The organism is Evansella tamaricis (assembly GCF_019042215.1).
GTDB classification, from domain to species: Bacteria; Bacillota; Bacilli; order Bacillales; family Salisediminibacteriaceae; genus Evansella; species Evansella tamaricis.
Window position 1 is genome coordinate 42,129 of record NZ_JAHQCS010000105.1, and the last position, 26,460, is coordinate 68,588.

At 38.3% G+C, this 26,460-nt stretch carries 22 protein-coding genes, 1 pseudogene and 1 riboswitch; of the genes and pseudogenes, 10 read left to right on the forward strand and 13 right to left on the reverse strand.

What is annotated here, in order from left to right; all coding sequences use genetic code 11:
- Window positions 1-6: 6 nt before the first annotated feature.
- Both KS419_RS12780 and KS419_RS12785 read right to left on the reverse strand, forming a co-directional pair.
- The gene (locus KS419_RS12780) at window positions 7-387 is read right to left on the reverse strand and encodes a Na-translocating system protein MpsC family protein (RefSeq protein ID WP_217066791.1); all 381 of its coding nucleotides are present in this window, start codon (window positions 385-387) and stop codon (window positions 7-9) included.
- A gap of 124 nt (window positions 388-511) precedes the next feature.
- Window positions 512-1,745 (reverse strand): annotated as a pseudogene (locus KS419_RS12785) (L-lactate MFS transporter).
- Between the two features lie 860 nt (window positions 1,746-2,605).
- Between KS419_RS12785 and KS419_RS12790 the strand changes: the two are divergent.
- The 4 genes from KS419_RS12790 to KS419_RS12805 all read left to right on the forward strand — a co-directional run bounded on the left by KS419_RS12790 (window position 2,606) and on the right by KS419_RS12805 (window position 8,130).
- Window positions 2,606-4,267, forward strand: a complete 1,662-nt coding sequence (locus KS419_RS12790; protein WP_217066792.1) for a M20/M25/M40 family metallo-hydrolase — start codon at window positions 2,606-2,608, stop codon at window positions 4,265-4,267.
- Between the two features lie 454 nt (window positions 4,268-4,721).
- The gene (locus tag KS419_RS12795; RefSeq protein WP_217066793.1) at window positions 4,722-5,624 is read left to right on the forward strand and encodes an ABC transporter ATP-binding protein; all 903 of its coding nucleotides are present in this window, start codon (window positions 4,722-4,724) and stop codon (window positions 5,622-5,624) included.
- Window positions 5,617-6,873 carry an ABC transporter permease gene (locus KS419_RS12800; protein ID WP_217066794.1) on the forward strand — a complete coding sequence of 419 codons (1,257 nt, stop codon included), beginning with the start codon at window positions 5,617-5,619 and terminating at the stop codon, window positions 6,871-6,873. The genes KS419_RS12795 and KS419_RS12800 overlap by 8 nt, the downstream gene beginning before the upstream one ends.
- A gap of 186 nt (window positions 6,874-7,059) precedes the next feature.
- Window positions 7,060-8,130 (forward strand): undecaprenyldiphospho-muramoylpentapeptide beta-N-acetylglucosaminyltransferase, encoded by a 1,071-nt coding sequence (locus KS419_RS12805; protein WP_217066795.1) that lies wholly within the window; start codon window positions 7,060-7,062, stop codon window positions 8,128-8,130.
- A 242-nt stretch (window positions 8,131-8,372) separates the two neighbouring features.
- Here the strand turns inward: KS419_RS12805 and queC are convergent, their stop codons facing one another.
- On the reverse strand, window positions 8,373-9,038 hold the full coding sequence (queC, locus tag KS419_RS12810; RefSeq protein ID WP_217066796.1) for a 7-cyano-7-deazaguanine synthase QueC: 666 nt from the start codon (window positions 9,036-9,038) through the stop codon (window positions 8,373-8,375).
- A gap of 328 nt (window positions 9,039-9,366) precedes the next feature.
- Here queC and KS419_RS12815 point away from each other — a divergent pair, with 328 nt between their 5' ends.
- Both KS419_RS12815 and KS419_RS12820 read left to right on the forward strand, forming a co-directional pair.
- Window positions 9,367-10,122: a YqcI/YcgG family protein gene (locus KS419_RS12815; RefSeq protein WP_217066797.1), complete on the forward strand. Its 756-nt coding sequence runs from the start codon at window positions 9,367-9,369 to the stop codon at window positions 10,120-10,122.
- Between the two features lie 220 nt (window positions 10,123-10,342).
- Window positions 10,343-11,515, forward strand: a complete 1,173-nt coding sequence (locus KS419_RS12820) for an MFS transporter (protein ID WP_217066798.1) — start codon at window positions 10,343-10,345, stop codon at window positions 11,513-11,515.
- 204 nt (window positions 11,516-11,719) lie between these two features.
- On the opposite strand, the gene glpK is transcribed toward KS419_RS12820, so the two are convergent.
- The 8 genes from glpK to KS419_RS25230 all read right to left on the reverse strand — a co-directional run bounded on the left by glpK (window position 11,720) and on the right by KS419_RS25230 (window position 19,584).
- Window positions 11,720-13,240 carry a glycerol kinase GlpK gene (gene glpK / locus KS419_RS12825; protein WP_217066799.1) on the reverse strand — a complete coding sequence of 507 codons (1,521 nt, stop codon included), beginning with the start codon at window positions 13,238-13,240 and terminating at the stop codon, window positions 11,720-11,722.
- 14 nt (window positions 13,241-13,254) lie between these two features.
- The gene (locus KS419_RS12830) at window positions 13,255-14,091 is read right to left on the reverse strand and encodes an MIP/aquaporin family protein (RefSeq protein ID WP_217066800.1); all 837 of its coding nucleotides are present in this window, start codon (window positions 14,089-14,091) and stop codon (window positions 13,255-13,257) included.
- Between the two features lie 184 nt (window positions 14,092-14,275).
- A complete protein-coding gene (locus KS419_RS12835) occupies window positions 14,276-14,866 on the reverse strand; it encodes a glycerol-3-phosphate responsive antiterminator (RefSeq protein WP_217066801.1) in 591 nt (196 codons plus the stop codon).
- Window positions 14,867-15,085: 219 nt separating this feature from the next.
- Complete coding sequence (locus KS419_RS12840) at window positions 15,086-15,346, reverse strand: HPr family phosphocarrier protein (protein WP_217066802.1); 261 nt, start codon at window positions 15,344-15,346, stop codon at window positions 15,086-15,088.
- A 25-nt stretch (window positions 15,347-15,371) separates the two neighbouring features.
- Complete coding sequence (dhaM, locus tag KS419_RS12845; RefSeq protein ID WP_217066803.1) at window positions 15,372-15,770, reverse strand: dihydroxyacetone kinase phosphoryl donor subunit DhaM; 399 nt, start codon at window positions 15,768-15,770, stop codon at window positions 15,372-15,374.
- Window positions 15,760-16,392, reverse strand: coding sequence for a dihydroxyacetone kinase subunit DhaL (dhaL, locus tag KS419_RS12850; RefSeq protein WP_217066804.1), 633 nt, complete (start codon window positions 16,390-16,392; stop codon window positions 15,760-15,762). Before dhaL ends, dhaM begins: the two co-directional genes overlap by 11 nt.
- Window positions 16,393-16,426: 34 nt before the next feature.
- Window positions 16,427-17,422, reverse strand: a complete 996-nt coding sequence (gene dhaK / locus KS419_RS12855; protein WP_217066805.1) for a dihydroxyacetone kinase subunit DhaK — start codon at window positions 17,420-17,422, stop codon at window positions 16,427-16,429.
- 113 nt (window positions 17,423-17,535) lie between these two features.
- The gene (locus KS419_RS25230; protein WP_217066806.1) at window positions 17,536-19,584 is read right to left on the reverse strand and encodes a sigma 54-interacting transcriptional regulator; all 2,049 of its coding nucleotides are present in this window, start codon (window positions 19,582-19,584) and stop codon (window positions 17,536-17,538) included.
- 210 nt (window positions 19,585-19,794) lie between these two features.
- Here KS419_RS25230 and KS419_RS12865 point away from each other — a divergent pair, with 210 nt between their 5' ends.
- Entirely contained in the window at window positions 19,795-20,388 is a 594-nt protein-coding gene (locus tag KS419_RS12865; protein WP_217066807.1) for a hypothetical protein, read from the forward strand.
- Between the two features lie 157 nt (window positions 20,389-20,545).
- Complete coding sequence (locus tag KS419_RS12870) at window positions 20,546-21,346, forward strand: potassium channel family protein (RefSeq protein WP_246593964.1); 801 nt, start codon at window positions 20,546-20,548, stop codon at window positions 21,344-21,346.
- 72 nt (window positions 21,347-21,418) lie between these two features.
- Here KS419_RS12870 and KS419_RS12875 read toward each other — a convergent pair whose 3' ends face one another.
- Together KS419_RS12875 and KS419_RS12880 are read right to left on the reverse strand one after the other, a co-directional pair.
- Entirely contained in the window at window positions 21,419-22,408 is a 990-nt protein-coding gene (locus KS419_RS12875) for a GGDEF domain-containing protein (protein WP_217066808.1), read from the reverse strand.
- Between the two features lie 332 nt (window positions 22,409-22,740).
- A riboswitch (cyclic di-GMP riboswitch) is annotated at window positions 22,741-22,830 on the reverse strand.
- Between the two features lie 126 nt (window positions 22,831-22,956).
- Window positions 22,957-23,286 carry a hypothetical protein gene (locus KS419_RS12880; RefSeq protein ID WP_217066809.1) on the reverse strand — a complete coding sequence of 110 codons (330 nt, stop codon included), beginning with the start codon at window positions 23,284-23,286 and terminating at the stop codon, window positions 22,957-22,959.
- 252 nt (window positions 23,287-23,538) lie between these two features.
- Between KS419_RS12880 and KS419_RS12885 the strand changes: the two genes are divergently transcribed.
- Both KS419_RS12885 and KS419_RS12890 read left to right on the forward strand, forming a co-directional pair.
- On the forward strand, window positions 23,539-24,798 hold the full coding sequence (locus KS419_RS12885; protein ID WP_217066810.1) for an ATP-binding protein: 1,260 nt from the start codon (window positions 23,539-23,541) through the stop codon (window positions 24,796-24,798).
- Window positions 24,799-25,082: 284 nt separating this feature from the next.
- Window positions 25,083-26,303, forward strand: coding sequence for an IS110 family RNA-guided transposase (locus KS419_RS12890; RefSeq protein ID WP_246593679.1), 1,221 nt, complete (start codon window positions 25,083-25,085; stop codon window positions 26,301-26,303).
- The last annotated feature ends 157 nt before the right edge of the window (window positions 26,304-26,460 follow it).

The following is a 26,460-nucleotide window of genomic DNA, read 5'->3' on the forward strand; positions in this document are numbered from 1 at the left end:
TTAAGGCTAACGTCTATCTTTCCCTCTATCAGATCCAAACTTCAACTCTACATTTTCATCGAAGATAAAAATAGACATGGCCATATCCTTTTCTATATCAATATCCACAAATAAATCGAGATAGTTGGCTTGGAGTAATTCTTCCATTTCCACGGGCCGATGTTTCAAATAAATCTTTTTAACCATTTCCGTCCTCGCAGATCTAAGCATCTGCTTCCCATCTTCGGTTGTGGCGATAAACTTTTCAACGGGAGAGAGGTTACCCTCCATTTCACAGATGGCCCAGTTTTTACAAAAGGTCGTCCGAACAACACTGGGACCTTTCCCCATATGCTTTTTACGAAATGCCCTTACAAGATTACTGAATTCTGCCTCGTATTTATTCATCGTTCTATGCCCTTCTTCCTTTGTATTTTCGGACTGATTGTTTAATTAAAGTATAATTCACATGGAACAATTGTCCAAAACTGGAAGCTTACAAATTGATTATTCACTTGAACTAGTTACCTTTTTAGGCACTGAGTAACGCCCTCTCCTTTTGATTTCTTGTTTCTAGTTTTCGCATATCTAGTCGAATCACAAGAGACACAATGAGAGCGATCGAAAATAAGCCAGCGAAATAGAGCAAACTGTTGGAATAACTTCCGGTTGTATCATACATCCATGCTGCAAATAGTGGCCCCACTAATCCTGCAGCAGCCCAAGCTGTTAAAATATAGCCATGTATTGCACCAAGCTGCTTCGTACCAAAGATATCACCGATATAAGCCGGGATAGATGCAAACCCACCTCCATAGCAGGTATAAATGATCATTAGCATGATTTGAAATGGAAGTGCTGCGGTTGTAAATGGCAGTAAGGCAAATAAAACAATCTGGATGACAAAAAAAGTAGTGTAAGTATTCGGTCGGCCAATATAATCAGATATTGTTGCCCATCCGAGACGGCCAACTCCATTAAAGATACCTAATATCCCAACAAGTGCTGCCGCTTGCGTCGCGCTTAGACCAATACTTTCCTGTGCTAATGGGCTTGTGGCCGATAATATCGCAATTCCACACGTAACATTGATAAAGAGCATGATCCATAAATAATAAAACCTCGGTGTTTTTATCGCCTCATTTGCGGTTAATTGTGCAAGATCCTCCTTCATTTTCACCTTCCCGGAGTCGATTTTTTCCTTAAATCCTTCTGGCAACCAGCCTTGTGGTGGCCGTTCAAGATATAAAGAGGATAAGGTCATGATGACAAAATATGCTGCTCCTAATGTGAAAAACGTATTTGCAATCCCAACATTATAAATGAGATAGTCCATTATGGGACTACTGATCGCTGCTGCAAATCCAAAACCCATTATCGCTAATCCCGTTGCCAGTCCCCTTCGATCTGGGAACCATTTTACTAGAGTTGAAACGGGGGCTATGTATCCAACACCTAAACCGATTCCCCCAAGAACCCCAAAGGATAAATAAAGAAATAGTAATGATTCCAAAACAACCTGATGCTAACAGCCCTGCCTTCTTCGGACCGTATTTTTCTACAAAATGACCTAAAAATGCAGCTGATAGCCCTAAAAACAAAATGGCAATACTAAAGGTTAATTGTACTTGGCTAGACGTCCATCCATATTGCTCCATTAACGGATTGGTGAAATTACTCCACGCATATACTGCCCCGATAGAGATGTGAATTCCCACCGCAGATAGTGCAATTAACCAACGATTCTTTACTTTCTTTTCATTCATAATCGGTTTCCCCCATTCATTTTTAATAAGAAAAGCGAAAGCGCCTAAGATCACGAGCGAAGTGCCCCGCAGCGATTAAGAAGCAACTGAAAAAGTTTAAAACCACTTTTTCAGTTCCCATGCGAGTAGGCGCTGGAGCTAACAATATGAAAAGCGCAAGCGCCTATGGTCACAAGCGTAGGGCAGTGCAGGAATGACAAACTGAAGTCCGCTCTTTGACTTCAGTTGTCACTTCCGAAGTGCCCCGCAGCGAGTAGGCGATGGAGCTAACAATGCCCGAAGGTGCAAAAACTTATACATTCTTTTCTTTAAATAAAAAACCGTCACATACACTAAAGCCACTGATGGCAATAGTATTTGTGACGGTGGTTGAGTAAACAGGAACGCTATTATCGGACCACAATCAAGCTTAAAATTATGTACGCTTTCATTTTAAAGCGTTTGCAATCACATCCAAGTAGCAGAAAACAGGGTCGCTGTCTCAAAACCATCCAGATGTAGCTTTCACATAATTTCTCGAGATTTAGCTATGAAATTGTTTAAGAAATCAATACTGTCGTTCTCTCAAATAGTTTCTCGTTCACAGAATGTTCACAATTTATATTTTTACATTAAAATAGTTTTTTATAAAAGTCAAGGGAATAAACACATTTGTATATTGAAAATAGTGTAAACCTATACTCAAATATTTAAGTGTTGCTACCTATTTTCCTTGGCGAAACTTAAGAATTATATTATATTGAAGAATAATAATAAGGTATTAGTATATAAGAAAAGCGCAAACGCCTTGGTCACAAAATTGTGCGGGACCAGGTCCCGCACGATTTTGTGTCTGATTTTCTGTTAAAGGGGATTTAACTATGAAACTATCTTGTAGAGAAGAAGTATTGCATTTAACAAATCAACTAGTTCACATTGAAAGTGTCGTAAATACAGATGGGGAAAGGGAAATTAGTTCTGCTATCCATACACTTCTCTCTTCTTCACCTTATTTCAAAAAGAATCCTACCTACCTACTGAAACAACAAACAGTTGATGATGAACAGGAACGTTATAACGTCATCGCTTTTGTGAAAGGAATGAAAAATAAAAGTGACAAAACTGTCATTTTAATGGGGCATATGGATACCGTGGGGATAGAAGATTATAACCATTTAAAAGATAAGGCATGCAATCCAGAGGAATTAATGAACACCCTCCGTTCAGAAGATCTTCCCCCAACGGTAAATGCCCAATTACAATCAGGAGAATACTTGTTTGGACGAGGCGTTTTAGATATGAAAAGTGGAGTTGCCAGTCACCTCTATCTATTAAACTATTATGCTGAACATCCCGAAGAATTAGAAGGAAACCTCCTCGTCGTCATTGAATGTGATGAAGAAGATTCCTCTCATGGAATACTGTCAGCTTTAAAGACATTGAAAAAACTTCGTGAAGAACACAATTTTGATTATGTGGGTGCAATTAATGCTGACTTTGTTTCACCACGTTTCGAAGGGGATCAAAATCGTTATATTTATAAAGGTACTGTTGGAAAACTCCTCCCATCTTTTTTTATAACAGGAGCAGAAACACATGTGGGTTCTTGTTTTGAAGGAATAGACCCTAACTTTATTGCAGCCGAATTAACAAAGGAAATTAATTATAATCCTGACCTCTGTGATGAGGCATTTGGAGAAACGACAGTACCTCCAGTTTCGTTGAAACAAATGGACTTAAAACCTTCCTATACGGTTCAAACTGCACTTTCTTCCTATGTTTACTATAACTTCTTTATTCATTCTTGGTCACCGAAAGATGTTTTGGAGAAACTGAAGGCACATGCTCACATTGCCTTTTCTAACGCCCTCGATCAATTTAAGGCACGACATAAATTGTTCAGCCAAAGGAGTCAGCAAGCATACGTGGAAGTTCCTTGGAAATCAAGGGTGATGACCTACGAGGAGATGGAGAGTAGTTTAGTTTTAGAACACGGAAAACGTTATAAAGATCATATGACTTCGTTCAAAGAGCAGTTACTCCTTGATCCGGAGTTAGATACGAGAATGTTTGCTGCAAGAGTCGTGGAAGAATCGTGGAAATGGATGGACGATCGTAGTCCAGCGATCATCCTATTTTATTCCTCACTCTATTCTCCTAGAATTGATGTTTCTGGGAAGGACAAGCGAGAGAAAAAATTAATCGATGCCCTTGAAGAATCAGTTGCTCAAATTCAACCGGAATATAAGCATCCAATCGTCGTTAGAAACTTCTTCCCTTATATATCGGATATGAGCTTTGTGGCATTAAGTGATGATGAAGCGGGAATTAATGCTGTATCCAACAATAATCCAGGTTGGGGAACAAAACATTTTGTCAATTATCAGGATATAAGAGATGTCAATGTCCCTGTAATTAATATCGGTCCTTACGGTTTCGACGCCCACAAGCAATACGAGCGTATGGAACTGGACTACTCTTTAGAAGTGGTACCAAACTTAACTAATCTAGTGATTCAAAAACTCTTAGACCACAAAGATTAGAGCTTTAACAGACAACCTGAAGAGTCTAGAACAAAAGTGTTTTAATCAATGAAATTTTCGAATGATATGTTAGTTATCGCAATGCATTATCTTACGGAAATATACTTCCCTATGATTGTGCATTGTTCGATTCCATTAAACACTTTCGTTTGTTAGTCTCTTCTTTTTATTGGAAAACAATGGACTGTTAATGTCTATCTATAGATGTAAATTCAAGTCACATAACTCATTCCCCACTTCCCGATCATCTGGAATGTACTTCATGTTTCAACATATTTCCATTCACTTGAAACTATTTGTATGATACAGACGTAAACGTTTAATAGGTATTTAAACCTGCTGACTGGAAAAGGGAAACTCCATTAGTATATTTTCTTAGATTAGGACACTCATCCCCTTTTTTCCCTAAAAGGGGGCTTGTGGGTCTTAAAAACAGAAGGGAGAGAAAATCAGGATGACTTTGGTGATAGAGAATATTCGAAAAACGTTCGACAATCATGTTGCGGTGGAAGGCATATCTCTCAAGGTTCAAAAGGGGGAAATGTTCGGGATGCTTGGGGCGAATGGTGCTGGGAAAACGACTTCGTTTCGTATGATTTTGGGACTGCTTGATCCCACAGAGGGAAACATTACTTGGGATGGGGACCGCCTATCTTACAAGCGGACAAAATTAATCGGTTATCTGCCCGAGGAGCGAGGGTTATTTCCAAAGCTGACAGTAAAGGATCAGCTCATTTATTTAATGAAGTTGAAGGGGATGAAGAAACCTGACATCATAAGGGAGATTCGGCAATGGTTGGATCGGTTTCAAGTTCCAGAGTATGAAAATAAGAAAATTGAGGAGTTATCGAAGGGAAATCAGCAAAAGATTCAGTTCATGGCTGCTGTGTTACATAAACCGGAAATCTTAATTTTGGATGAACCATTCAGTGGTCTTGACCCTGTCAATTCTGACATGTTGAAGGATGCTGTTCGGGATCTGCAAAAGGCTGGGACGACGATTGTGTTTTCCAGTCATCAGATGCGAAATGTGGAGGAGTTATGTGAGGATATCATCATGCTCAAGGAAGGGAAGGCCGTTCTTCAGGGGAACCTTCGGGAAATTAAGCGTTCTTACGGAATGAAGAGTATCAGCATTAGAGCCGATTATGAGTTGGCGTTTCTCCGAAGTATACCGGGAGTAATGAATCTGGATGTATCAAAAGATGGGGCTGTCGTAAAAGTGGAAAACGAAAGGGTAGCGGAGGAAATTTTCCGTGCCATTTCTGAAAAGGGATTTGTCCGTAAGTTTGAAGTGGAAGAGCCGTCGTTGCACGATATATTCATTGATAAGGCGGGAGGAGACAAAGATGAATAATTTTTGGACGACAGTCAGTCATACCGCAGAGAGACGAATTAAATCCAAGGCGTTTGTGATCTCCACTCTTGTAATGGGTCTGTTAATTATATCGTTAATGAATATCAACACGATAATTGACCGCTTTTCAGGGGACGGGGAGGAAGAACGTTCCGTTATTGTTGTGGTCGATAATACCGTAAGTGAGGGAATGTTTGGGGAAGTCCTTGCTTCGTTTGAAGAGGGAGGGTCATTTCAATATACTCCTTATTCAAGTTCCAATGTGGATAGCGCTGTGGAAGATGCCAGGAATGGGGAGCATGATTATGTCCTTGCCTTAGAAGGTAGTTTCGAGAATATATCCGCTGAATTTTTCGGTGGAGGTTCCGATTTCAGAGTGGCTATGGAAGTGAATAACGATGTCCAGCGTGTGAAGGAAAGTCTTGTTACAAATGAACTGGATTTAAATGAGCAACAGATGGCCATGATATACAGTCCTGTCTCTTTCAGTGAAAGTCCGCTCCGTGAAAATGGGGAAGTGCAAACACAAGAAGGGCATATGCAGGCGTATTGGATGGTTTATGGTTTGGTGTTCGCTATTTATATGGTTGTCCTGACTTTTGGGTCCATGATCGCTACGGAAGTGGCCACCGAAAAGTCTTCGCGGGTAATGGAGATCATCGTATCAAGTGTGAATCCAGTTACACAAATGTTAGGAAAGATTCTTGGAATTGGTGCTGCTGGTTTATTAAATTTACTAGCCATCGTTGTGGCAGCCTTTATCGGCTACACGTTAAGTGGGGACGATTTTCTTGAAACGTTCTTTTCCGAGACGTTTGATATCAGCTTAATCATCTTTGCTTTAGTACTAATTATTCTTGGGTATTTCCTATACGGAGGTGTCGCTGCAATGCTTGGAGCATTAGTGAGTCGTGCCGAAGAAGTAAATCAGGCCATCCAACCTCTTGTTTTTATTGCTATTATTGCATTGTTTATTTCTGTGATTGGCTTAAATACGCCGGATGCTGCATTTATTAAAGTTTTATCCTATGTACCATTCTTTACACCACAGCTATTATTCCTCCGCATTGGAATGGATACAATTCCAGGTTGGGAAATCGTTGTGATTATGGGTGTATTGATTATCAGTGCCATATTGATTAATATCCTAGCCGCAAGAATTTATAAGGGTGGCGTTCTAATGTACGGTAAATTTTCTTTTAAAACTGGGCTGAAGCAAGCGTTCAATTTGGGAAAAAAAGAAGGGTAATTTTTTTGAACGTGTTAAAGTATAGAGGAATAGATAGTTGTACGGAGGTGTCAGTATCACTGTTCACCTCCGTTTTTTTCTGTGATACGATGAAAAATGAAATTAACTGTATTCATTGTTGTATTGGAATAGCCTCTTTTGATAAAGTGGAATGGATGAAATAAGGTGAAAGTTGGGTGCAGATAGATGGATAAAAAGAAAACAATTGTATTTACAGGGGGCGGCTCTGCCGGTCATGTGACACCAAACATTGCGATCATAAACGAACTTGATACATCAAAATGGGATATTCATTACATCGGTTCCTATGAGGGGATAGAAAAAGACCTTATTGGAAACTTAACTATTCCTTACCACGGGATTTCCAGTGGTAAACTGCGGCGTTATTTTGACAGAAAGAATTTTACAGATACGGTTAGAGTACTTAAGGGAATTCTTGGGGCAAGAAAAATACTTAAGAAAGTTAAGCCTAAGCTAGTTTTTTCAAAAGGGGGATTTGTGACTGTACCTGTTGTTATTGCTGCAAAATCATTGAAAATTCCAGTATTTCTGCACGAAAGTGATATCACACCGGGACTTGCCAATAAAATTGCCAATCGTTTTGCTACAAGGATCTTTACGTCATTTGAAGAAGCGGCAGCTCACTTCCCACAAGAAAAAGCAACTGTGGTTGGAAGTCCAATCCGTAAAGATTTATTTGAAGGAAATCGGGAGAAGGGGTTGAAATTCCTTGATTTTGACGGAGGAAAGCCTGTCTTAACCATTATGGGCGGGAGCTTAGGGGCAAAAAAAATTAATGAAACGGTGAGGGGTGCCCTTCCAGAACTACTTGCGAAATATCAAATTGTCCATCTATGTGGAAAAAACAATCTTGATGATTCTCTAGAAGGGAAGCCTGGTTACCGACAATTCGAGTACGTTCACGGGGAATTGGCAGATATCTTGGCTGTGACTGATTTTGTCATTACCAGGGGCGGATCCAATGCTATCTTTGAGTTTTTAAATTTACGTATCCCGATGCTGATCATTCCACTTACTCGGAAGCAAAGCCGCGGCGATCAAATTTTGAATGCGAAATCCTTTCAGAAAAAAGGGTACAGTCTCATGCTCGAGGAAGAGGATCTTCATGAAGAAAGCTTATTAGATCTTTTAGCAAACCTCCGAGAAAACCAGGAGACATTTAAAGCAAAGATGTCGGAGGCAGTCTCACAGGATACGGTAAGTTACTTAATTCAAGAGATGGAAAACATTAAATAGGGCCTCTTCAGTTGGTAAGTGGGAACGGATATCCATTCTGGAATCATGGCATATCTTCAGACAATTAAGGTAGCAAAAGCTACCTTAATTGTCTGAGTGAAAAATCATCCCATCTCTAAAGAGGGGCTTCGCCCTGTATGGGCTTTCTTTTCACATAAATCTGTAAGCAGCCGGTGAGAAAAACCGGTTGCTTTTTATATTGTAAATTAATATAAAAGACCATCCGTTGTATCCACACTGTTTTAATACTCGCTCCGTTCTTCCTTTTTCCTCATATAAGAGTCTAACCCTCTTTTTCTCAGAATACATGCTGGGCACTCACCACAACCATCCGCTATAATCCCGTTATAGCAAGTGAGCGTCTTATCCCGGACAAACTCCAACACACCTAATTCATCTGCAAGCTTCCACGTCTCTCCTTTATCCAGCCACATCAATGGAGTATGGATAACAAACTGGCTATCCATGGCTAAATTCAATGTCACATTCATTGATTTTATAAATACATCACGACAGTCAGGATAGCCACTGAAATCCGTTTCACAAACTCCTGTAACTAGGTGTCTTGCACCAGTCCCCTTTGCCAGAATAGCTGCAAAAGATAAAAATAATAGATTTCTTCCCTCAACAAAGGTGGATGGCAGTTCACCCTCCTTTTGTTCTATCGGAATATCTGTACGGGTTAATGCACTTGGGGCCAGTTGGTTTAGGAGGGACATATCCAGAACGGTATGTTTTACACCCACTTCATCGGCAATGGATTTAGCCACTTTTATCTCCAATTGGTGCCGTTGATTATAATCAAATGTTACCGCTTCAACTTCTTTAAAGTTTTTTATGGCCCAGAATAAACACGTTGTGCTATCTTGCCCTCCGCTAAATACAACAACAGCTTTCTCTTCTTTCATCACTCACTTTCCCCTTTCGAATCTCGAGAAAAATTATCTAACCATTTCTTTCATCGATTTTCCTAATAGTAACATAGATCAAATTCCAACGAATAACATCACCAAATGAATCAATTTCATCAACCATTTATTAAAATGATATAGCTCCGTTGGACTGCCTCTGGTCCATATCAAAATGTTAAGCATTGGTCGTATTCATGTATCAGTTTATCCCATTCTCTCCTTTGAGAATAACAAAGCTTACATCCATTACAAGTATGAATTTGTGTCGCCTATTTCCCCCTACTCACATAGCATAAACTAATGCTATACAGGAGGTTTAATTTCAATGACGTTATATTCTAACGACTCTATAACGGTTACCAAACTACCTTCTTGGAAAAGGAGTGCTCTTCAGGATTTTGAACATAAAATGTCTGATCGTAAAAATGCATTTCCATGTATTCCAGCAACACAAGCTTTCTCCTTTGGCCATCTCCGATACGCATTTGTTAGGGACCCCCGTTATAAGGATTCCGCCATTGAACTAGGAGGATGTTTACAAAAATTCACGGAAAAATCTAGAAGTTTCGGAAAATATGCAACACTCATCGTTTTTTTCCAAACTCCTAAAGACCTTAGAAGTAGAACGGTAGAACAGTTTGAACAACTATTCTGGCAACAGTTAAACTGGCTTTCGTCTATTGATAAGGAATCATGGCCAAGGCAAATACCGGAACATGCTGAAAATAGTGTCTGGGAATTTTGCTATCACGGGGAACCATATTTTGTTTATTGTGCAACACCATCCCATCACTATCGGAAAAGTAGATCATTTCCTTATTTTATGCTGGCTATAACCCCACGTTGGGTTTTAACACAATTTAACAGTTCTCCTGACTACGCGAAAAAAATAAAATCTGCTATCAGAGATCGGCTAATGGCCTATGACACTATTTCACCACATCCTGAACTAAAGCATTACGGAAATGAAGATAACTTTGAATGGAAACAATATTTTTTAAGGGATGATGATACACAGTTGAATAAATGTCCTTTTCATAGAACGTTGAGGGAAGAGACAAAAAAGAATGATTCGAAATAACCTAGAAGGACTGTCCCATTTTCAAGGGGGAAAGTTTTGGACAGTCCCTCGACCTTTATTTTAATTTTGGACAGTCCCTACCTCTAGATCTGTTTCTAATGAATAGGAAGTTATCCTCAGCCAAAATTATTCAAGTAGAAGTTGACGAGCCTCCTTTAAACTCCTTATAATTTACATATTACTAACGTGGTTACAGTTAGAAAACTGGAGTGAATACCTTTTGGAAACAAAAAAAGCCTTACCAATTTTATTTGCCGTCATGTTCTTTGTGATGGTAGGATTTGGAATAATTATACCTGTACTTCCATTTTATGCAGAGGAAATGGGGGCAACGCCAACACAGTTAGGTCTTCTAATGGCTGTCTACTCCTTTATGCAGCTTCTTTTTGCTCCAATGTGGGGGAGAATATCCGATCGAATTGGACGTAAACCTGTCATGATGATTGGGATTATTGGACTGGCATTATCCTTTTTCTTAATGGCATTTTCTACCCAACTTTGGATGTTGTTTGCAGCGAGAATTATCGGTGGTTTCTTATCCTCTGCAAACATGCCTACTGTCATGGCATATGTTGCAGATATCACATCAGAAGAAAACCGCGGGAAGGGTATGGGGATAATTGGTGCTTCTGTTGGTCTCGGCTTTATTTTTGGACCAGCGATCGGGGGCATATTCTCAGAATTTGGCCTACATGTTCCCTTTCTTTTATCGGGAGTTTCTTCCCTGCTCACGTTTTTCTTTGTCATGTTTGTGTTAAAAGAATCCCTAACTTTAAGTGGACCGACTAATGAACCAGTGAAAAAAACTCCATTACTAAAAGCATTAAATGGGCCCGTTTCTATTCTCTATTTCTTGCAGTTATTTGTTTCCTTATCCTTAGCAGGACTAGAGGCAACATTTGCATATTTTGCGGCGGAAACGGCGGGACTAGATACTGTCCAGTTAGGCTATATTTTCATGATCATGGGTTTTAGCGGAGCACTTGTACAAGGTGGATTGGTGGGAAGGCTTACTAAAAAATTTGGAGAGGGGCCTGTCATCCAATTGGGAATAGTGATTTCAGCACTTGGCTTTGGTCTAATACTATTGGTTGATAACTTTCTTACAGCTGCCATCTTTCTAACAATCTTTGGAATAGGAAATGGGTTTATTCGTCCGAGTGTCTCATCCCTATTAACGAAAAAATCCACTACTGGGCATGGCAGCACAACCGGACTGTTATCCTCCTTTGATTCTCTTGGAAGAATTATTGGTCCTCCTTTAGGTGGGTTCTTGTTTTCAATTATGATTGGTTTACCTTATTTAGCAGGAATCGTTCTCTCACTTATTGCTTTCTTACTGTATCGAATTTATCAAGTTCAAACTAGGAAACTCCATGCCGAAGCTTCTTAGTCCAATGAAAAAGACAGCGAGTCCTTGCTGTCTTTTCCATTTTAAAATGAACCTTCTGAAGAGACTGTTCATTGGTTATGCGTTTGGATTCACTACTCATTTTACTAACTTGCAGTCATAGAATCTTTGTTTGCACTCTCTCCATCTCCCCTGACCTACTTTTATAAATTTGTTATTTGCTACTTTATAAGCAGTCTCTAATCTCTATACTGGCATACTTTCGTTGGAAGGCCGTTTAAATTTCGTCGTCGCTTCAACTGCAATCTTCCATCCGTCATAAAGTTCAGTACGTTCTTTCTCGTCCATTACTGGTTCAAACGTTTTATCAATTTTCCATTGTTGAGCAATTTCCTCTCTATTACTCCAGAATCCTGTTGCTAATCCTGCAAGGTATGCAGCTCCCAATGCAGTTGTCTCTTGTATGACTGGACGTTGAACTGGAACATTTAAGATGTCACCTTGAAATTGCATGAGGAAATTATTTGCAACGGCTCCCCCATCTACCCTCAACGTTTTTAAATCAATTCCAGAATCCGCTTCCATTGCATTTAAAACGTCCTTTGTTTGATAAGCTAAAGATTCCAATGTCGCCCGGACAAAATGCTCTTTTTCCGTCCCCCTCGTGATCCCGAAGATTGCACCTCTTACCTCACTATCCCAATATGGTGTACCTAAGCCAACAAATGCGGGCACTACGTATACACCATCGGTTGAGTCAACTTTTGAGGCATATCCTTCACTATCCGATGCCTTTTTAAGCATTCTTAAACCGTCACGCAACCATTGAATGGCGGAACCTGCAACAAAGATACTCCCTTCAAGTGCATATTCCACTTTGCCATCGATTCCCCAAGCGATAGTAGTCAAAAGTCCGTGATTTGACTTTACAGCTTCCTCTCCAGTATTCATAAGCATGAAACAACCTGTACCATACGTATTCTTGGCCATACCCTTTTCATAACAAGCTTGCCCAAACAAAGCTGCCTGCTGGTCTCCCGCTACACCTGCAATCGGTACTTCTTCCCCGAAGAAATGATAGTTCACTGTATGAGCGTATACCTCTGAAGATGGCCGTACTTCCGGTAACATAGAGCGGGGAACTGTGAGAATTTCCAGTAGTTCCTCATCCCAAGCAAGATCATAAATATTAAACATTAATGTTCTTGAGGCATTCGTATAATCTGTTACATGGGTCTCCCCTCCGGATAATTTCCAAATCAGCCATGTATCAATCGTACCAAATAACAACTCTCCACTATTAGCTCGCTCTCTCACCCCCTCTACATTGTCCAAAATCCATTTCACCTTAGTACCTGAGAAGTAGGCATCAATTAGTAACCCCGTTTTATCACGAAACAAATCGTTATGGCCTTGTTTCTTTAACTCTTCACAAATCCCATCCGTTTGTCTGGATTGCCAGACGATAGCATTATATACAGGCTTTCCCGTCTCCTTATCCCAAATAACAGCTGTTTCCCGTTGATTTGTAATCCCAATGGATGCTACTTCCTTTGGTGACACATCATTCGTATTAAGCACTTCTGCCATAACTGCCAAGATAGAAGACCAAATCTCATTTGCATTATGCTCTACCCAGCCTGGCTTAGGAAAAATTTGCGTGAATTCCTTTTGTGCTACCCCGATGATTTCTCCTGCTTTGTTAAATAAAATTGCTCTGGAACTTGTAGTTCCTTGATCAAGTGCAAGTACATACCTTTTTTCCATTATGATTTCCCCCTTTAAGCTTGTTTTTCGGTCGCTTTTGGAATTGTTGGTAATGATTTAATATCCTTTTTATGCAATTGCATGGATGCTAATAATACGACAAAGAATAAAGCTAAAAACACATACAATAAATTATGCACGACACCTTCAAATACAGCAGCATAGAACAATGCTCCAAGAGAACCGCCAATGATAGGACCTATAACTGGAATCCATGCATATCCCCAATCAGAACTACCTTTTCCAAAAATCGGAAGAACAGCATGGGCAATTCTTGGACCTAGATCACGGGCTGGATTAATAGCATACCCTGTTGTACCCCCTAAAGACAATCCGATTACTACAATCAAGAATCCAACTATCAGAGGATTTAACCCCTCCGTGAACTGATTGGCACCTATGGATAATATACCTAATACGAGGACGAATGTGCCAAGAACTTCGCTAAAGTAATTCCCAGGAGTATGTTTAATTGCAGGACCTGTCGAAAACACAGCAAGCTTTGCTCCCTTATCGTCTGTTTTCTTCCAATGTGGATAATAATGTAACCAGACAAGTGCAGCACCAATAAAGGCTCCAATCATTTGTGCTGCAATATAAGTTGGTACACTGGCCCACGGAAATTCCCCAACCGAGGCTAACCCAACCGTTACCGCAGGATTAACATGTGCTCCACTGATGTCCCCTACTGCATAAACAGCCATTGCAACCCCTAAGCCCCAAGCCAATGTAATAACAATCCACCCACCGGCTTCTGATTTTGTTCCTTTTAGCACGACACCTGCAACAACACCGCCGCCAAAGATAATCAAAATCATCGTTCCTACTAATTCTCCCATAAACGCCGTCATTTTTCTTCCCCCTTATAGAATAATGTGATGAGACAACAAAAAGACCAACAAAAACTCTTACCTAGCACTTCAAATCGCTAGGTAAGCTTTTTCGTTGGTCTCCACGTCTCAATCGAAAATATATTAACTTAGTTACATCATAATACCCTAATGTAAGCGTTGTCAATTAGTTTTTAAACAATATTTATACTATTTTGTTTTTTCTGAATTCTGTTAGGTGAAGGTCATCCTGATAACTCCAAAGCTCTTTTTTAGAGGTAGTAATTGCCATAGCTCCTGCTTCAAGTGCAGCCTTCACTTCTTTCTTGGTGCGAATTAATCCTCCAGCAATAACTGGAATCTTGGTTTTTTCATAGATCTCCGTGATCATATGAGGTATGACACCTGGTAACACCTCTACACTATCCGGTTCAATAGATTTAAGTGTCTGGTAACTAGATTCAAGTGCAATGGAGTCTAATAAAAAGAAACGTTGTATTGTAATTAGCTTATGTTTCTTAGCGGTTAATAGTACATTCTTTCTTGTGGAAATTACCCCATCCGGGCGAATATCCTTGCACAAGAACTGTGTTGCATACTCGTCATTTCTTAAACCTTGAACTAAATCTGCGTGAATAAGAACTTTTTTCTGATTACTGTGAAGCATTTTAACTATACTCTTTAATTGACCAATATACGTATTCAGCAGAACGACATATTCATAATCATGTTTGATGGCTGTATCTAAATCCTTCAAATCACGAATAGCCGGTAAAACCGACGAATTTATATTCACTGCTTTGATCCCCCTTTAATACAAAGTTGAATATATTTTCAACTTGTGAACAGACTCCTCTTAAAGATAGTGCGCTCCATTTCCCTTATGAAAGTTATTTCTCATTTTCGTAATAGGTGTCACACATGGGGAAGGATGTATTTTCCCATTTTGTTTAGTTAATCATTCTACTATATTAAGTCGGGAGAAAGTATTTTAACCACTTATGCGAATGAATATTTAGTCGTTTTGACCACGAAAAAAGGATTCTATACATTCTAGTGTTTTAATTTCGTCCTCCCCTTCCACAATCACTCTTATTGTTTGTCCTTCTAGAATACTTACCCCCATTAGGTTTAAAATACTTTTTGCATTTATTTTTTTTGAGCCAAGAGCAAAGACCACTTTACTTTGAAAAGGAATTATCTTCTTAATAAATTGTGCTGCAGGTCTTGCATGCAAGCCATTCTCAATTCGAACTAAAATATCTTTTTCTACCATATCATACACCTCTGTTTCTCTCATGCTAGTCTGATATCTTTTGCAGTTGTTTTGCACTTTCTGCTGCGTTTGCCACTTCTTCTACGGTATTGCCTAAACCAGATTCCACTACAGCAGCATAAGCACCTTCTACTAAAGGGGCGTCCGCAAAAATGATTTTTTTATTTCCTCCAAACATCTCTACTGCCAATTCTGCATTGATTAATGCACTTCCTAAATCAAATAAAATAACAACACCATTACTCGTATAGACTGACTCTAGTGCGTTTTTTATATCAAATGCATTTGTTCCAATTTCATCATGAATCCCACCTGAAATAGCAATGTTCACATCCGGTTGCACTTGATTTAATAAATTTTTTAAACCACTGACGATTTCATAACAATGGGAAATTAATAGTATACTGACATTATTATTCTTCATAACTTTCTCCTTTTAACACTTCGGCTAGTGCTTCAAATAAATACATAGAAGATGTTGCTCCAGGATCAATATGCCCAATGGATCTTTTTCCCAAATAAGCAGCACGACCTTTTTTTGCCTCCATATCTTTAGTGTCTTCCATCTTCTCATTCGCCAATCTTATTAATTCATCTGGATTTAAATTTTCTCCTTCACTCATCATTAGATCCACGACAGGTTCCCAAACGTCCACTATCGTTTTATCACCAAGTTGTGCTCTACCTCTGGACCTTATTCCTTCTAAAGCTGCGGACAATGCTTCACCTAATTCTATTCCATTTATCTCTTTTTTCTCCTTTAGCTCCATAGAAAACTTTAAAAATGCTGTACCATAGAGGGGGCCAGATGCACCTCCTACTTTTAAAATGAGGGTCATCCCAACATCTTTAAAAAAGGTGCCTAAATCTTTATACTCAGTGTCATGAATCTTCAAGACTACTTCTTGGAATCCCCTGGCCATATTTAATCCATGATCGCCATCACCAATGGCCTGATCAAGACTTGTTAAATATTTTTTCTGTTCCTGTAATTTTTGGTTTAATCTTACAATCCAGTGTTTAGCGCCCGACACATCAAAAAGCATCTTTATCTCCCCTTATTTCATCGGTGTATAACTCTTATCGCTTAAATGCCAAAGTATCAGCACTAGCATCCAGTAGTTCCAAAAGTTGGTTATCTAGTCTGAGAATGGAGATAGAACAACCTGCCATCTCTAAAGATGTCATAAATTCTCCTACAAACGTATCATGTATTTTCACATTTTTCTCCTGCAAGATTTCAGCCACTTTTTTATTGACAATATATAATTCCATTAATGGAGTTGCCCCTAATCCATTGATCATTACTGCTACTTTTTCGCTTTCTTTCAGTTGAAGATCATCCACTACTTTCATAAGTAATGTCTCAGCCACCTGATCAGCAACCTGTATTTTTGTTTTTTCAATTCCAGGTTCCCCATGAATCCCCATTCCAATTTCCATTTCCTCATCACCAAGCTGGAAACCTGGTTCACCTGCAGCTGGAACTATACATGGAGTTAACGCCATCCCCATGGATTTCACATATTTAATTACTTTATTTGCTACAGCCTCCACTTCTTCCAATGATGCTCCCTGTTCGGCCAGTGCACCTGCGATTTTATGAACAAATACTGTTCCTGCTATACCACGGCGGCCAGAAGTGTATAGACTATCCTCTACAGCTACATCATCATTTACTACGACTTTGGCAACATTAATTCCTTCTGCTTCAGCCATTTCTGCAGCCATTTCAAAGTTCATAACATCTCCTGTATAGTTTTTAATGATAAGGAGTACACCTTTCCCGCCGTTAACGGCTTTAATTGCTTCAAAAATCTGGTCTGGAGTTGGAGAAGTGAACACTTCACCCGATACAGCCCCATCAAGCATTCCTTTTCCTACAAATCCGGCATGGGAAGGTTCATGTCCACTTCCTCCACCACTCACCAATCCAACTTTCCCTTCTACTGGTGCTTCTGACCGGACTAGAACAGTTGTATCAGGAATTTGTTTCAATTTCCCCGGATGGGCAAGTACCATACCTTCTAGCATTTCCATGACGACCTGATTAGGATCATTGATCAATTTCTTCATGTGTTCATTCCCCCTTAACATTTTAAACTCGCCTTACTAGAATGCAAGTTCCATGCCAAAATAGGAAACACCATAAATAAAGCGTTTTCAAAGAATTTTATTGATAAAAACTATCAGATTTTCTGATATTTTTTACCAAGGAGATGTTCAAGACCATATTTCCTAATCTTAACTGCTGCAGTTTTATGGGTGATCCCTAGAGCCTTGGCGAGTTGGTTATAACTGGGATACATCTGAGAAGCATGTTCAAAAATCCTTTTCTCGTATTCTTCCAACTTAAGTATTTCACTGGAAAAACCTAAATCTAGTGTTGACAATGGAGTGTTTCGCTTCTCGTTTGTTCCATATAAAATGTGGTGTGGCAGATCTTTACAGGTTAATTGGTCTTCATCCGTGAGATTAATTACCCTTTCCATTACATTTTGCAACTCTCTTATATTTCCGGGCCAACGATATTTACATAGATGATCTATAAAACCAGGTTCATAAGAGTTGATATTTTTTCCCAACTTCCAATTAAACTCTTCTCTAAAATAATCTGCTAAATATGGAATATCCTCCGCCCTAGATCTTAATGGGGGTAAATGTATCGGAATAACGTTTAAACGATAGTATAAATCCTCCCGGAACTTCCCTTCATCCACCATCATTTTTATATTCTGATTCGTCGCTGCAATCACACGGACATCGAGTAAAATCGTATCTGTTCCTCCAACCCTGACCACTTCCTGTTCCTGAAGAACTCTGAGAATTTTAGCTTGTAGATCAATACTTAAATCCCCAATTTCATCTAACAAGATCGTACCTTTATTCGCCAATTCAAATTTGCCGCGATGTATTTTATATGCTCCTGTAAAGGCGCCTTTTTCATGTCCAAACAGTTCACTTTCCATCAAATTCGGTGGAATTGCTGCACAGTTGACACGGATAAAAGCTTTGGCTTTCCTGTCACTAGATTCATGGATGGCCCTTGCCACTAACTCTTTTCCTGTACCACTTTCCCCGGTTATTAAGACCGTAGATCTTGTTTTTGATACTTTGTTTGCGATTGACAGTGACTCTATTAATACTTTGCTGTTCCCTTTAATTGTTTGAAATGCCTTGTCCAATGTCTGGTGCTTAGATAATTCAAACTCCAGATACTTTGTACGTTGTTCCATCAAATCTATTTTTTGAAGAAGAACTTTGATTTCATCAAACGGAGCCATTGTTACAACTGTCCCGCAAAATTCATCATTAATGATGATAGGATTCACCTTCGTTATAAACTTAGTTTGTGTCGTTACTGGAAGAACTTTGATTAATGGAGATGGATTTTCGATCATGGATAGCCATGTATCTCCTCCTATGATGGACTGAATATCTGCCGTTTTCTTTCTCTTCCGGAGCATTACTTTTAATTCTTCATTACTATAAATGAATTTCCCTTCCTGATCTGTTAGTCCAATCAAATCCGATACAGAATGTAGTACTAGATGAAGGCGTTGTTGTAGCTCCTGGACATTTTTTAACTCCTCACTAACTTTTTCTAAATTGGATATATCCTGAAAAACAGCTACAGCACCTATCGTTTTCCCATCGAAGATCACCGGCGACCTGTTTGTTAAAATCGTCGTATCATTAATCCTCTGTTTTTTTGCAACTTCCACAATACCAGACTCCATGACTGCATGTAACCGGGATTGTGGAATGACTTCATCGGCACGGTAGTTAATTAATTCCTGTGGTTCCTTCAATAGTAATCTCGCAGCAGAATCATTTACATAGGTAATAACATTCTCACGATTAACTACGATAATTCCATTCGGGAGCCCTCCAATTGCTTCCTGTAAAGTAATCGAGTTTTCCATCATCAGACGATCTACTTCTGCCTGGTCAGAATCTTCTTGGTCCTTTTCTTCAAAAAAAGCAGAAATTTCCTCTAAAATATGTGATGGGACATGTTCTTCAAATACTAGTTGAAACTCTTCCCCCTTACCGATCTTTAATGAAACGAGTGATAAAAGGTTATTAACTTTGACCTTTTTTTCTCGGAAAACAATATAGGTACTCTTTAAAACTTCATTATCCTTCAAAATAGACTTCAACGTGGTAATAAACGCTGCAGCCAGTCTGACGTGAAGACCGTTCTTTCGATGAACTCTTAAATTTAAGGAAGTCATCCATATCCCCCTCACTATTTACTGACAAAAATATTTCATAATGTTAATACTAGTTGGACAGATAAAATGGAAATTCCTCCATTTTTCTAAGAAATACCATAGAATGATTGAGATGCAATCATATACTCCTTTTGCAAAAATGAATCATATTCTCCAACTAACCCGTCAAAAGGGTAGATTAGGAAATAATTGAAACGGAGGTTAACTATATTGAAGAAGTCTATGCACTTTTCACTATTATTAGTTCTACTTATCTTATTGTCATCGGCCTGCACGGTAGTAAACAATACTACTGTTGACGAAGATTCTCATGGGGGATTTGAAAATCCAAGATCAAATGAGCTGAAAAGTGAAACAGATGATTACAATATGCCGGAGGTAAGACCTGAATCCTTTAATTTTCACATTCAATACGGTGTAAACAAAAGAAACGAAGTGAACACATTTGATCATGTCATTGTGAAAGATCTCGTTATGGATGGGACTGCTTCGATAGAATTTTACTTTTCCAAAGAGGAACTAGACGAAATATACGAAAAGTTTATGAAGGCTGATGTGTTTTCGCAAAAAACGTTCGAAGTAGAGATGAACTGTGGCATGGAGCCGTATGAACACTATTATTTAAAGGTTGCCATTGATGAGAATGGGGAAACTTACACTGCAGAATATGAATTTACGGATCAATACTGTGTTCTGACAGAGGATGGGAATAAATTAAAGGGGATTATCCAATTAATTAACGGCATGGTGCGAGATACGGAGGAATATCAATCTCTCCCTCCAGCAGAAGGGGGATATGACTAAAGTTCACAAAATTGTACGGGACCAGGTCTAGTTCCGTACAATTTTATTTTGTTGCGAACTAGTTACTGAATATTCCACCTTTTTACCTGAATTTAAGGTTTGTTCTTTAAAATGTATATAGTTTGGTAACTATTCTGATGAAAGGGTGTATTTTACATTGCCGGGGCAAAGTGAGGTAGCAGCACAAGTTTCATCAAAAAAAACTAAAATCCATATCACTTATGAAGTTGTTATGGCCGCATTAGCATTCATTTCCGTATTTGTCATTTTCCACGATAACGAAAATGTGTTAATCAGAAATATTGACTTCATCATTTGGATTATTTTTGTGGTCGACGTGTTGACTCGTTTTATATTAAGTCCAAACAAACTTCATTTCCTAAAGAAAAATCCATTAGACATTATCGCAATCATACCATTCGACAGCATTTTCCGATTAGCAAGGATTGCACGCCTGTTTCGTTTACTTCGGGCAATCGCCATTTTAAGACACTACATCGTACCATTCTACACAGTCCTCCGAACCAATAACCTTGATAAAGTCATTCTATTCACTTTCATACTAATCTTCTTGTCATCCATCCCGATCCAATATATTGAACCGTCTATTTCATCTTATACGGATGCTGTCTGGTGGGCTATCGTTACCTCCACAACCGTAGGATATGGTGATATATCTCCCGAAACAATGCCTGGCAGGTTTATTGCGATTATTCTTATGGTCTTTGGAATTGGACTTTTGGGGATGGTAACAAGCTCTGTCGCTTCCTACTTTCTTCAGAAAAAAGAGGTAACTGTAAATCCTACCATTTCTTATATGAAAGGGGAATTGGATCGGATAGATGAGTTAACGGATTCAGAAATTGATAGGCTCAAACTGTTGCTGGAGAGTTACAAAAGTAAAAAGGAAGATACAGAGGGAGAAAGTGTAATTCAGGAAAATATAAATGCACCTTAAGAAAGATTAAAATCAGACTAATTTCGATAAATTGTCCCCAACGATGAGAGTTGTTGGGGACAGAAACTTCACCTATACAAATCGATTGCGCCCCTTTTCCTTTGCAGAATAGAGGAGTTTATCTGCTTCAAACAAAACTTTTTCAATATCATGGTCAAATTCTGAACCTTCCACAATTCCTCCGCTGATTGTAACAGTTACTCCCTTGTCCTTATATTGAAAAGGATACGTTTCTACTCGTTTCCGTATTTGTTCCATTAATTCATTGACTTCCTTTTTCTCCCATCCTGTAAATAGGAGTAAAAATTCTTCTCCACCCCATCTTATAATGGGTGCATCTTCAGGTAGCTCTTGTTTCAATATTTGTGTCACTTCTCTTAATACTTCATCTCCGTAAAGGTGTCCGTACGTATCATTGATTTTTTTAAAGTTATCTAGATCACAAAAAACGATGACAACCGGTTTTTGGGATTTTTTTGATGTGTTTAATTCTTTTAATAATATTTTCTCGCCAACTTTCCTGCTGGTCACTCCAGTGAGATAGTCACTTGTAGAATCTAAAATACTTTGTTTCAACTTGAGGTTATGAAACATAACACTGTAACTTAAAACAAAGTAACTAGTGGAGATAACTAACCCTCTGACGATTTCTGTAAAAGTAATAGTGGGCATCATCAATATGTTTGCAAAAGTTGTCACGGTTGCTAAGGAAGAAACAATTAAAACATTTCTAGTAACAACATTTTCTGACATAAATGCTACAGCAGCAACAACGGGTAAATAATACATTGGATAAAAGGGACTTTCTGTATGTCCAGAAAAGAAAATGATAAGGAAAACAAATGATAGTTGTACAAAACTTGCAACTAACTTAAGTGTATCTGTTTTAAAGAATTTTACGGCTAGGAAGTTAAAAAGTGTCAACAGTATCATGAGAATAAGGAGCCACCATGCTTGATGAGTTCCCCAAAAATATAGAATTACCCAAGTATAAAAAGTACTTTGTACTACTGCAAAGAAACTGGTTATTTTTTTCTCGCGCCATTCTATAGATTTCTCCATCTCACAACACCCCCAAAATTTCTATGTTTCTAATTATTAATATAAAGGCTATGTTAAAGGCTAATGTTGATTTTTTAAAAGGATGATTTTTAGCGAAATTCACGACACTCCTGCGGGAAAAGCGAGTTCAGGGGAGACCCCGCAAGGTGCCAAGCACCGAGGAGGCTCCCGAACCGCCCGCGGCTAAGAAGACACTTCGAAGAATGAGCAGATGTCGCACTTGTGCCAGTGGTGAAAGGGAGTGAATTTCGCAAAAATCAACATTGAACGATAACAGAGCCAATATAAAAAAAAGACCTATTCTACCGAATAAGTCAGAAGTATCCATACCTATCGGTAACCTAGCTATCTTAGCTCATGAATGAACCGTAGATCTATGGCTTTGCGTCCTAGACTTTCGTACTAGTTTGCCTTTATCGTTATAGGTAAATTGTAACATAATTCTTTGATAATATAATTATATTTTGATTAAAACCTCATTCCTTTTTTTGTAAATAATCTTCTGTCAACAACCCATGACGGAAGTGACGAGGGGTCTTGCTTACTTCTTAAAAAAGTAGCCGAAGTATCGCAACTATTAAGGCAACACTACTAATAGCTGTACCTAAGACCCATTTGATAAGTGTCAGATGGACCTCTTTTATTGTCGTGTTCACATCACTTTCTGTCATGTATTTTTTTTCGTTCAACATTCGATCAACAATTACAATTACTTCCTCTTCTGTCACGACTTTTTTTAGTTTCGCATACTCATCCAGCATGACCTTAACATCATTCTCATTTAGTTTAGATTTCAAATCTGTCTCTATATCATTGATTTCTTTACGAATTTCGTCTATTTGAACAATGTCCACTTCTCTTTTATTCTCATCTCCCATGTATGTCAACTCCCCGTTAAGAGACGTACTACATCATATTTTAACGTTTCCACTTTGTGTGGACGAAGGTCAGACATGACCATTTAATTAAGCACTTCACTATTTTTTGGCAAATTTCCCGAATCACCCCGAAATCTCTCGGTTAAAAATAAATGATATTTTCTATCTTTTGTAATATTATAAATATTATAAAAAACTATCACACTCCTATTTTTGAACTTGCTTTTTGTATTGCAGAAAGGGGAAAAATAAATGTTTATTCTTGAACAAATCCTACTTAACATTTTATTTATCATTGTTTTCCTACTTTTCATCCCCCTTTTACTTGAATTAAATCCTAGTAAATGGATTATTCAGAAAAAACGATGGATTATTAATCTTTCTACCATGCTTGCAATTATTTGTTGTATTACCTTTCCTATACCAATTATGGAAGGGTATATTTTTGATTTACGATTAGTCCCGCTTACTATTGGAGGTTTATATGGGGGCATACCAACTATACTTTTTTTAGGAGGATGTACTATTCTTTACCGATTTATTGTCGGTGGTTTAGGTGCTCTCGCCTCAGCTATCATCATTACTATTTTGACAATTATTTTACTTTTATTCAGTAACTATTTTCGAAACTCTTCCAACAATAAGAAAATACTAATCGGGAGTTTCATCGCCCTCAGTATTACGGTTATTGCCCTCTTTAATTCAATTTTTTTATTTGATGCCACGTTCTCAACTTTATTTACTTTTTTATATATTTGCATGACTTTAGGAACAACCGCGTTTATTATCTATTTGTTTGAGAAATTAAAAGGAAATATAATGATTAATCAGCGGGTGATGGAAGCTGAAAAAATGGAAGTTGTTAGTCATCTTGCTTCTTCTGTATCCCATGAAGTGAGAAATCCATTAACAACAACAAGGGGTTTTCTACAGTTAATGCTGCAATTTGACTTACCAGAGGAAAAGAGAATCCAATACTTAAAAATATCAATTGACGAATTAGATCGTGCCAATGAGATTATTCGAGATTATTTGACATTTGCGAAACCTGCATCTGAAAAGGTTAGACAACTAAATTTAAGGGAAGAAGTTTTTCGTACTCTTCAAATTATGACCCCTTTGGCGAATATGAACAGTGTGGAAATTACAACGAAACTAGGGGATCATTTTATAAATGGGGAAGATCATACTTTCCAGCAGGCATTAATTAATATGACCAAAAACTGTATTGAGGCAATGCCTCATAAGGGAGTCCTTTCCATTGAGTCAATGGAACGACATGATAAGGTTCTGCTGACTATTTCCGATACTGGAAAAGGAATGACAAAAGATGAGTTGTCACGGATTGGGGAACCTTATTTTACGACAAAGGGGCGGGAGGGGACTGGTCTTGGCATGATGGTATCTAAGAAAATTATTGAATCTATGAATGGTACGTTGGATATCACTAGTAAACTTAACCATGGAACAACTTTTCACATTAGCCTTCCACTTGCCAATGAGAAAAATTGAAAACGCATTGGTAGAAGTTAAGCCAAAATAATAGATTAAACATACTAACATTAGTAGTGCAGACCCTGGCCAGGGTTTGTGCTACTATTTTTTTATAGTAGAAGTGAAGTAAGGCCGACCAGCCTCTAGGACCATTTAAGAGTCCGTATTATAAACCGGCCGACTTCACACCCTTATTTGAATCAGTTTAGTATGTTGGGTCCTTAAGAGATCGAGTAAAAGAAAGTGGAATCGATAAGGCAATGTGAAGGCTTCTATGAATGGTAAGAGAAGGAGAAATGAACATGAAACATGTTCTAGCATTCGATGTTAGTATGGGGAAAAGTACAATGGTTATCTATAATCACTATAATAAATGTGAATATGAAGGCGAAATTACACATAATAAATCGTCCTTTAAAGCCTTGAATGAAAGGATTTGTGAAATCATTAAACGGGATGGTCAAGCACCTGAAATTGTATTTGAAGCATCAGGAGTGTATTCGAGACCATTAGAACAGTTTTTTCAAGCAGAAGGCTACACCTATCATAGAGTTAGCCCGTTAGAAGCGAATCTACAAACGGCTTCGATGCGTCGTCATAAGACAGATATAAGTGATGCTCATGGGCTTGCTAAATCTCATTTTCGAACAGAACGTTCTACGACATACCAGGAAGAAAACTACTATAAACAAATGCGCGCACTAACACGTTATTACGATGAACTAGATAGTGAAATTATAAGTCTATACAGTAGATTGCACGCTATTTTACAGCTTAGTTTTCCTGAATTAGAGCGTCTTTTTTCAAAACGTTCTGCTCTCTTTTTGAACGTCACTCAGCTTTTCCCACACCCAGATGAAGTATTGGCATGTTCTAAAACTGTAATACGAAATAAAATAAAAGGGAATACAAAAAAGAACATATCCCTTAAACGTGCAGAAGAAAAAGCAATAGAATTACTTCACGCAGCACAAGATTCCTATCCAGCAATATCAAAAGATGATGTTCGTTGTGACCAAATTCGGGATTATGCTATACGTATCACAGATCTTAAAGCGAAAAAAGACATGCTTATAAAACAGATGGTTGAACTTTCAAAAGATCGTATTGAGTATCAGGTATTACTTTCTTTTCCAGGGATTGGAGAGGTGACTGCTGTAAGACTAATTGGAGAACTAGGGGATCTACAACGCTTCCAGAACCATAAACAATTGAATGCATATGTTGGAATTGATATCATGCGTTATCAATCTGGTAATACATTTTATAAAGATAAAATAAATAAACGAGGAAATAACAAATTACGAAAACTATTGTACTACATGGTTCAATCGATGATTAAACTTCGTAAGAAGTCCAACAATCATATTGTAGAGTATTATGACAAATTAAAAACGCAACCTCAAGGCAAACCCCATAAAGTTGCGTCAATTGCATGTGTGAATAAGTTCTTGAAAGTGGCCTTTCATCTAATCACACACAACATCACCTATGATTACAATACAGCATCCATCTGTTCGTAATCAGTTATTTACACTATAACATAGATGACCTTTCGAAAAAACATAACTCGTCAGGTCTATTTGTCATTTCCAAAATGTTTTTTTGGGTGGGAGTGGTACCCCTCCCACCCAAAAAATAGTTATTAATTAATAAAAACACTTGACTGTAGGTAAGAAA

Bases quoted from the DNA above. Each gene is read 5' to 3' on its own strand.
- KS419_RS12780 (WP_217066791.1), bottom strand. From the start codon at position 387: ATGAATAAATACGAGGCAGAATTCAGTAATCTTGTAAGGGCATTTCGT.
- KS419_RS12790 (WP_217066792.1), top strand. From the start codon at position 2,606: ATGAAACTATCTTGTAGAGAAGAAGTATTGCATTTAACAAATCAACTA.
- KS419_RS12795 (WP_217066793.1), top strand. From the start codon at position 4,722: ATGACTTTGGTGATAGAGAATATTCGAAAAACGTTCGACAATCATGTT.
- KS419_RS12800 (WP_217066794.1), top strand. From the start codon at position 5,617: ATGAATAATTTTTGGACGACAGTCAGTCATACCGCAGAGAGACGAATT.
- KS419_RS12805 (WP_217066795.1), top strand. From the start codon at position 7,060: ATGGATAAAAAGAAAACAATTGTATTTACAGGGGGCGGCTCTGCCGGT.
- queC (WP_217066796.1), bottom strand. From the start codon at position 9,038: ATGAAAGAAGAGAAAGCTGTTGTTGTATTTAGCGGAGGGCAAGATAGC.
- KS419_RS12815 (WP_217066797.1), top strand. From the start codon at position 9,367: ATGACGTTATATTCTAACGACTCTATAACGGTTACCAAACTACCTTCT.
- glpK (WP_217066799.1), bottom strand. From the start codon at position 13,240: ATGGAAAAAAGGTATGTACTTGCACTTGATCAAGGAACTACAAGTTCC.
- KS419_RS12830 (WP_217066800.1), bottom strand. From the start codon at position 14,091: ATGACGGCGTTTATGGGAGAATTAGTAGGAACGATGATTTTGATTATC.
- KS419_RS12840 (WP_217066802.1), bottom strand. From the start codon at position 15,346: ATGGTAGAAAAAGATATTTTAGTTCGAATTGAGAATGGCTTGCATGCA.
- dhaM (WP_217066803.1), bottom strand. From the start codon at position 15,770: ATGAAGAATAATAATGTCAGTATACTATTAATTTCCCATTGTTATGAA.
- dhaL (WP_217066804.1), bottom strand. From the start codon at position 16,392: ATGCTTTTTGATGTGTCGGGCGCTAAACACTGGATTGTAAGATTAAAC.
- dhaK (WP_217066805.1), bottom strand. From the start codon at position 17,422: ATGAAGAAATTGATCAATGATCCTAATCAGGTCGTCATGGAAATGCTA.
- KS419_RS25230 (WP_217066806.1), bottom strand. From the start codon at position 19,584: ATGACTTCCTTAAATTTAAGAGTTCATCGAAAGAACGGTCTTCACGTC.
- KS419_RS12875 (WP_217066808.1), bottom strand. From the start codon at position 22,408: ATGGAGAAATCTATAGAATGGCGCGAGAAAAAAATAACCAGTTTCTTT.
- KS419_RS12880 (WP_217066809.1), bottom strand. From the start codon at position 23,286: ATGGGAGATGAGAATAAAAGAGAAGTGGACATTGTTCAAATAGACGAA.
- KS419_RS12885 (WP_217066810.1), top strand. From the start codon at position 23,539: ATGTTTATTCTTGAACAAATCCTACTTAACATTTTATTTATCATTGTT.
- KS419_RS12890 (WP_246593679.1), top strand. From the start codon at position 25,083: ATGAAACATGTTCTAGCATTCGATGTTAGTATGGGGAAAAGTACAATG.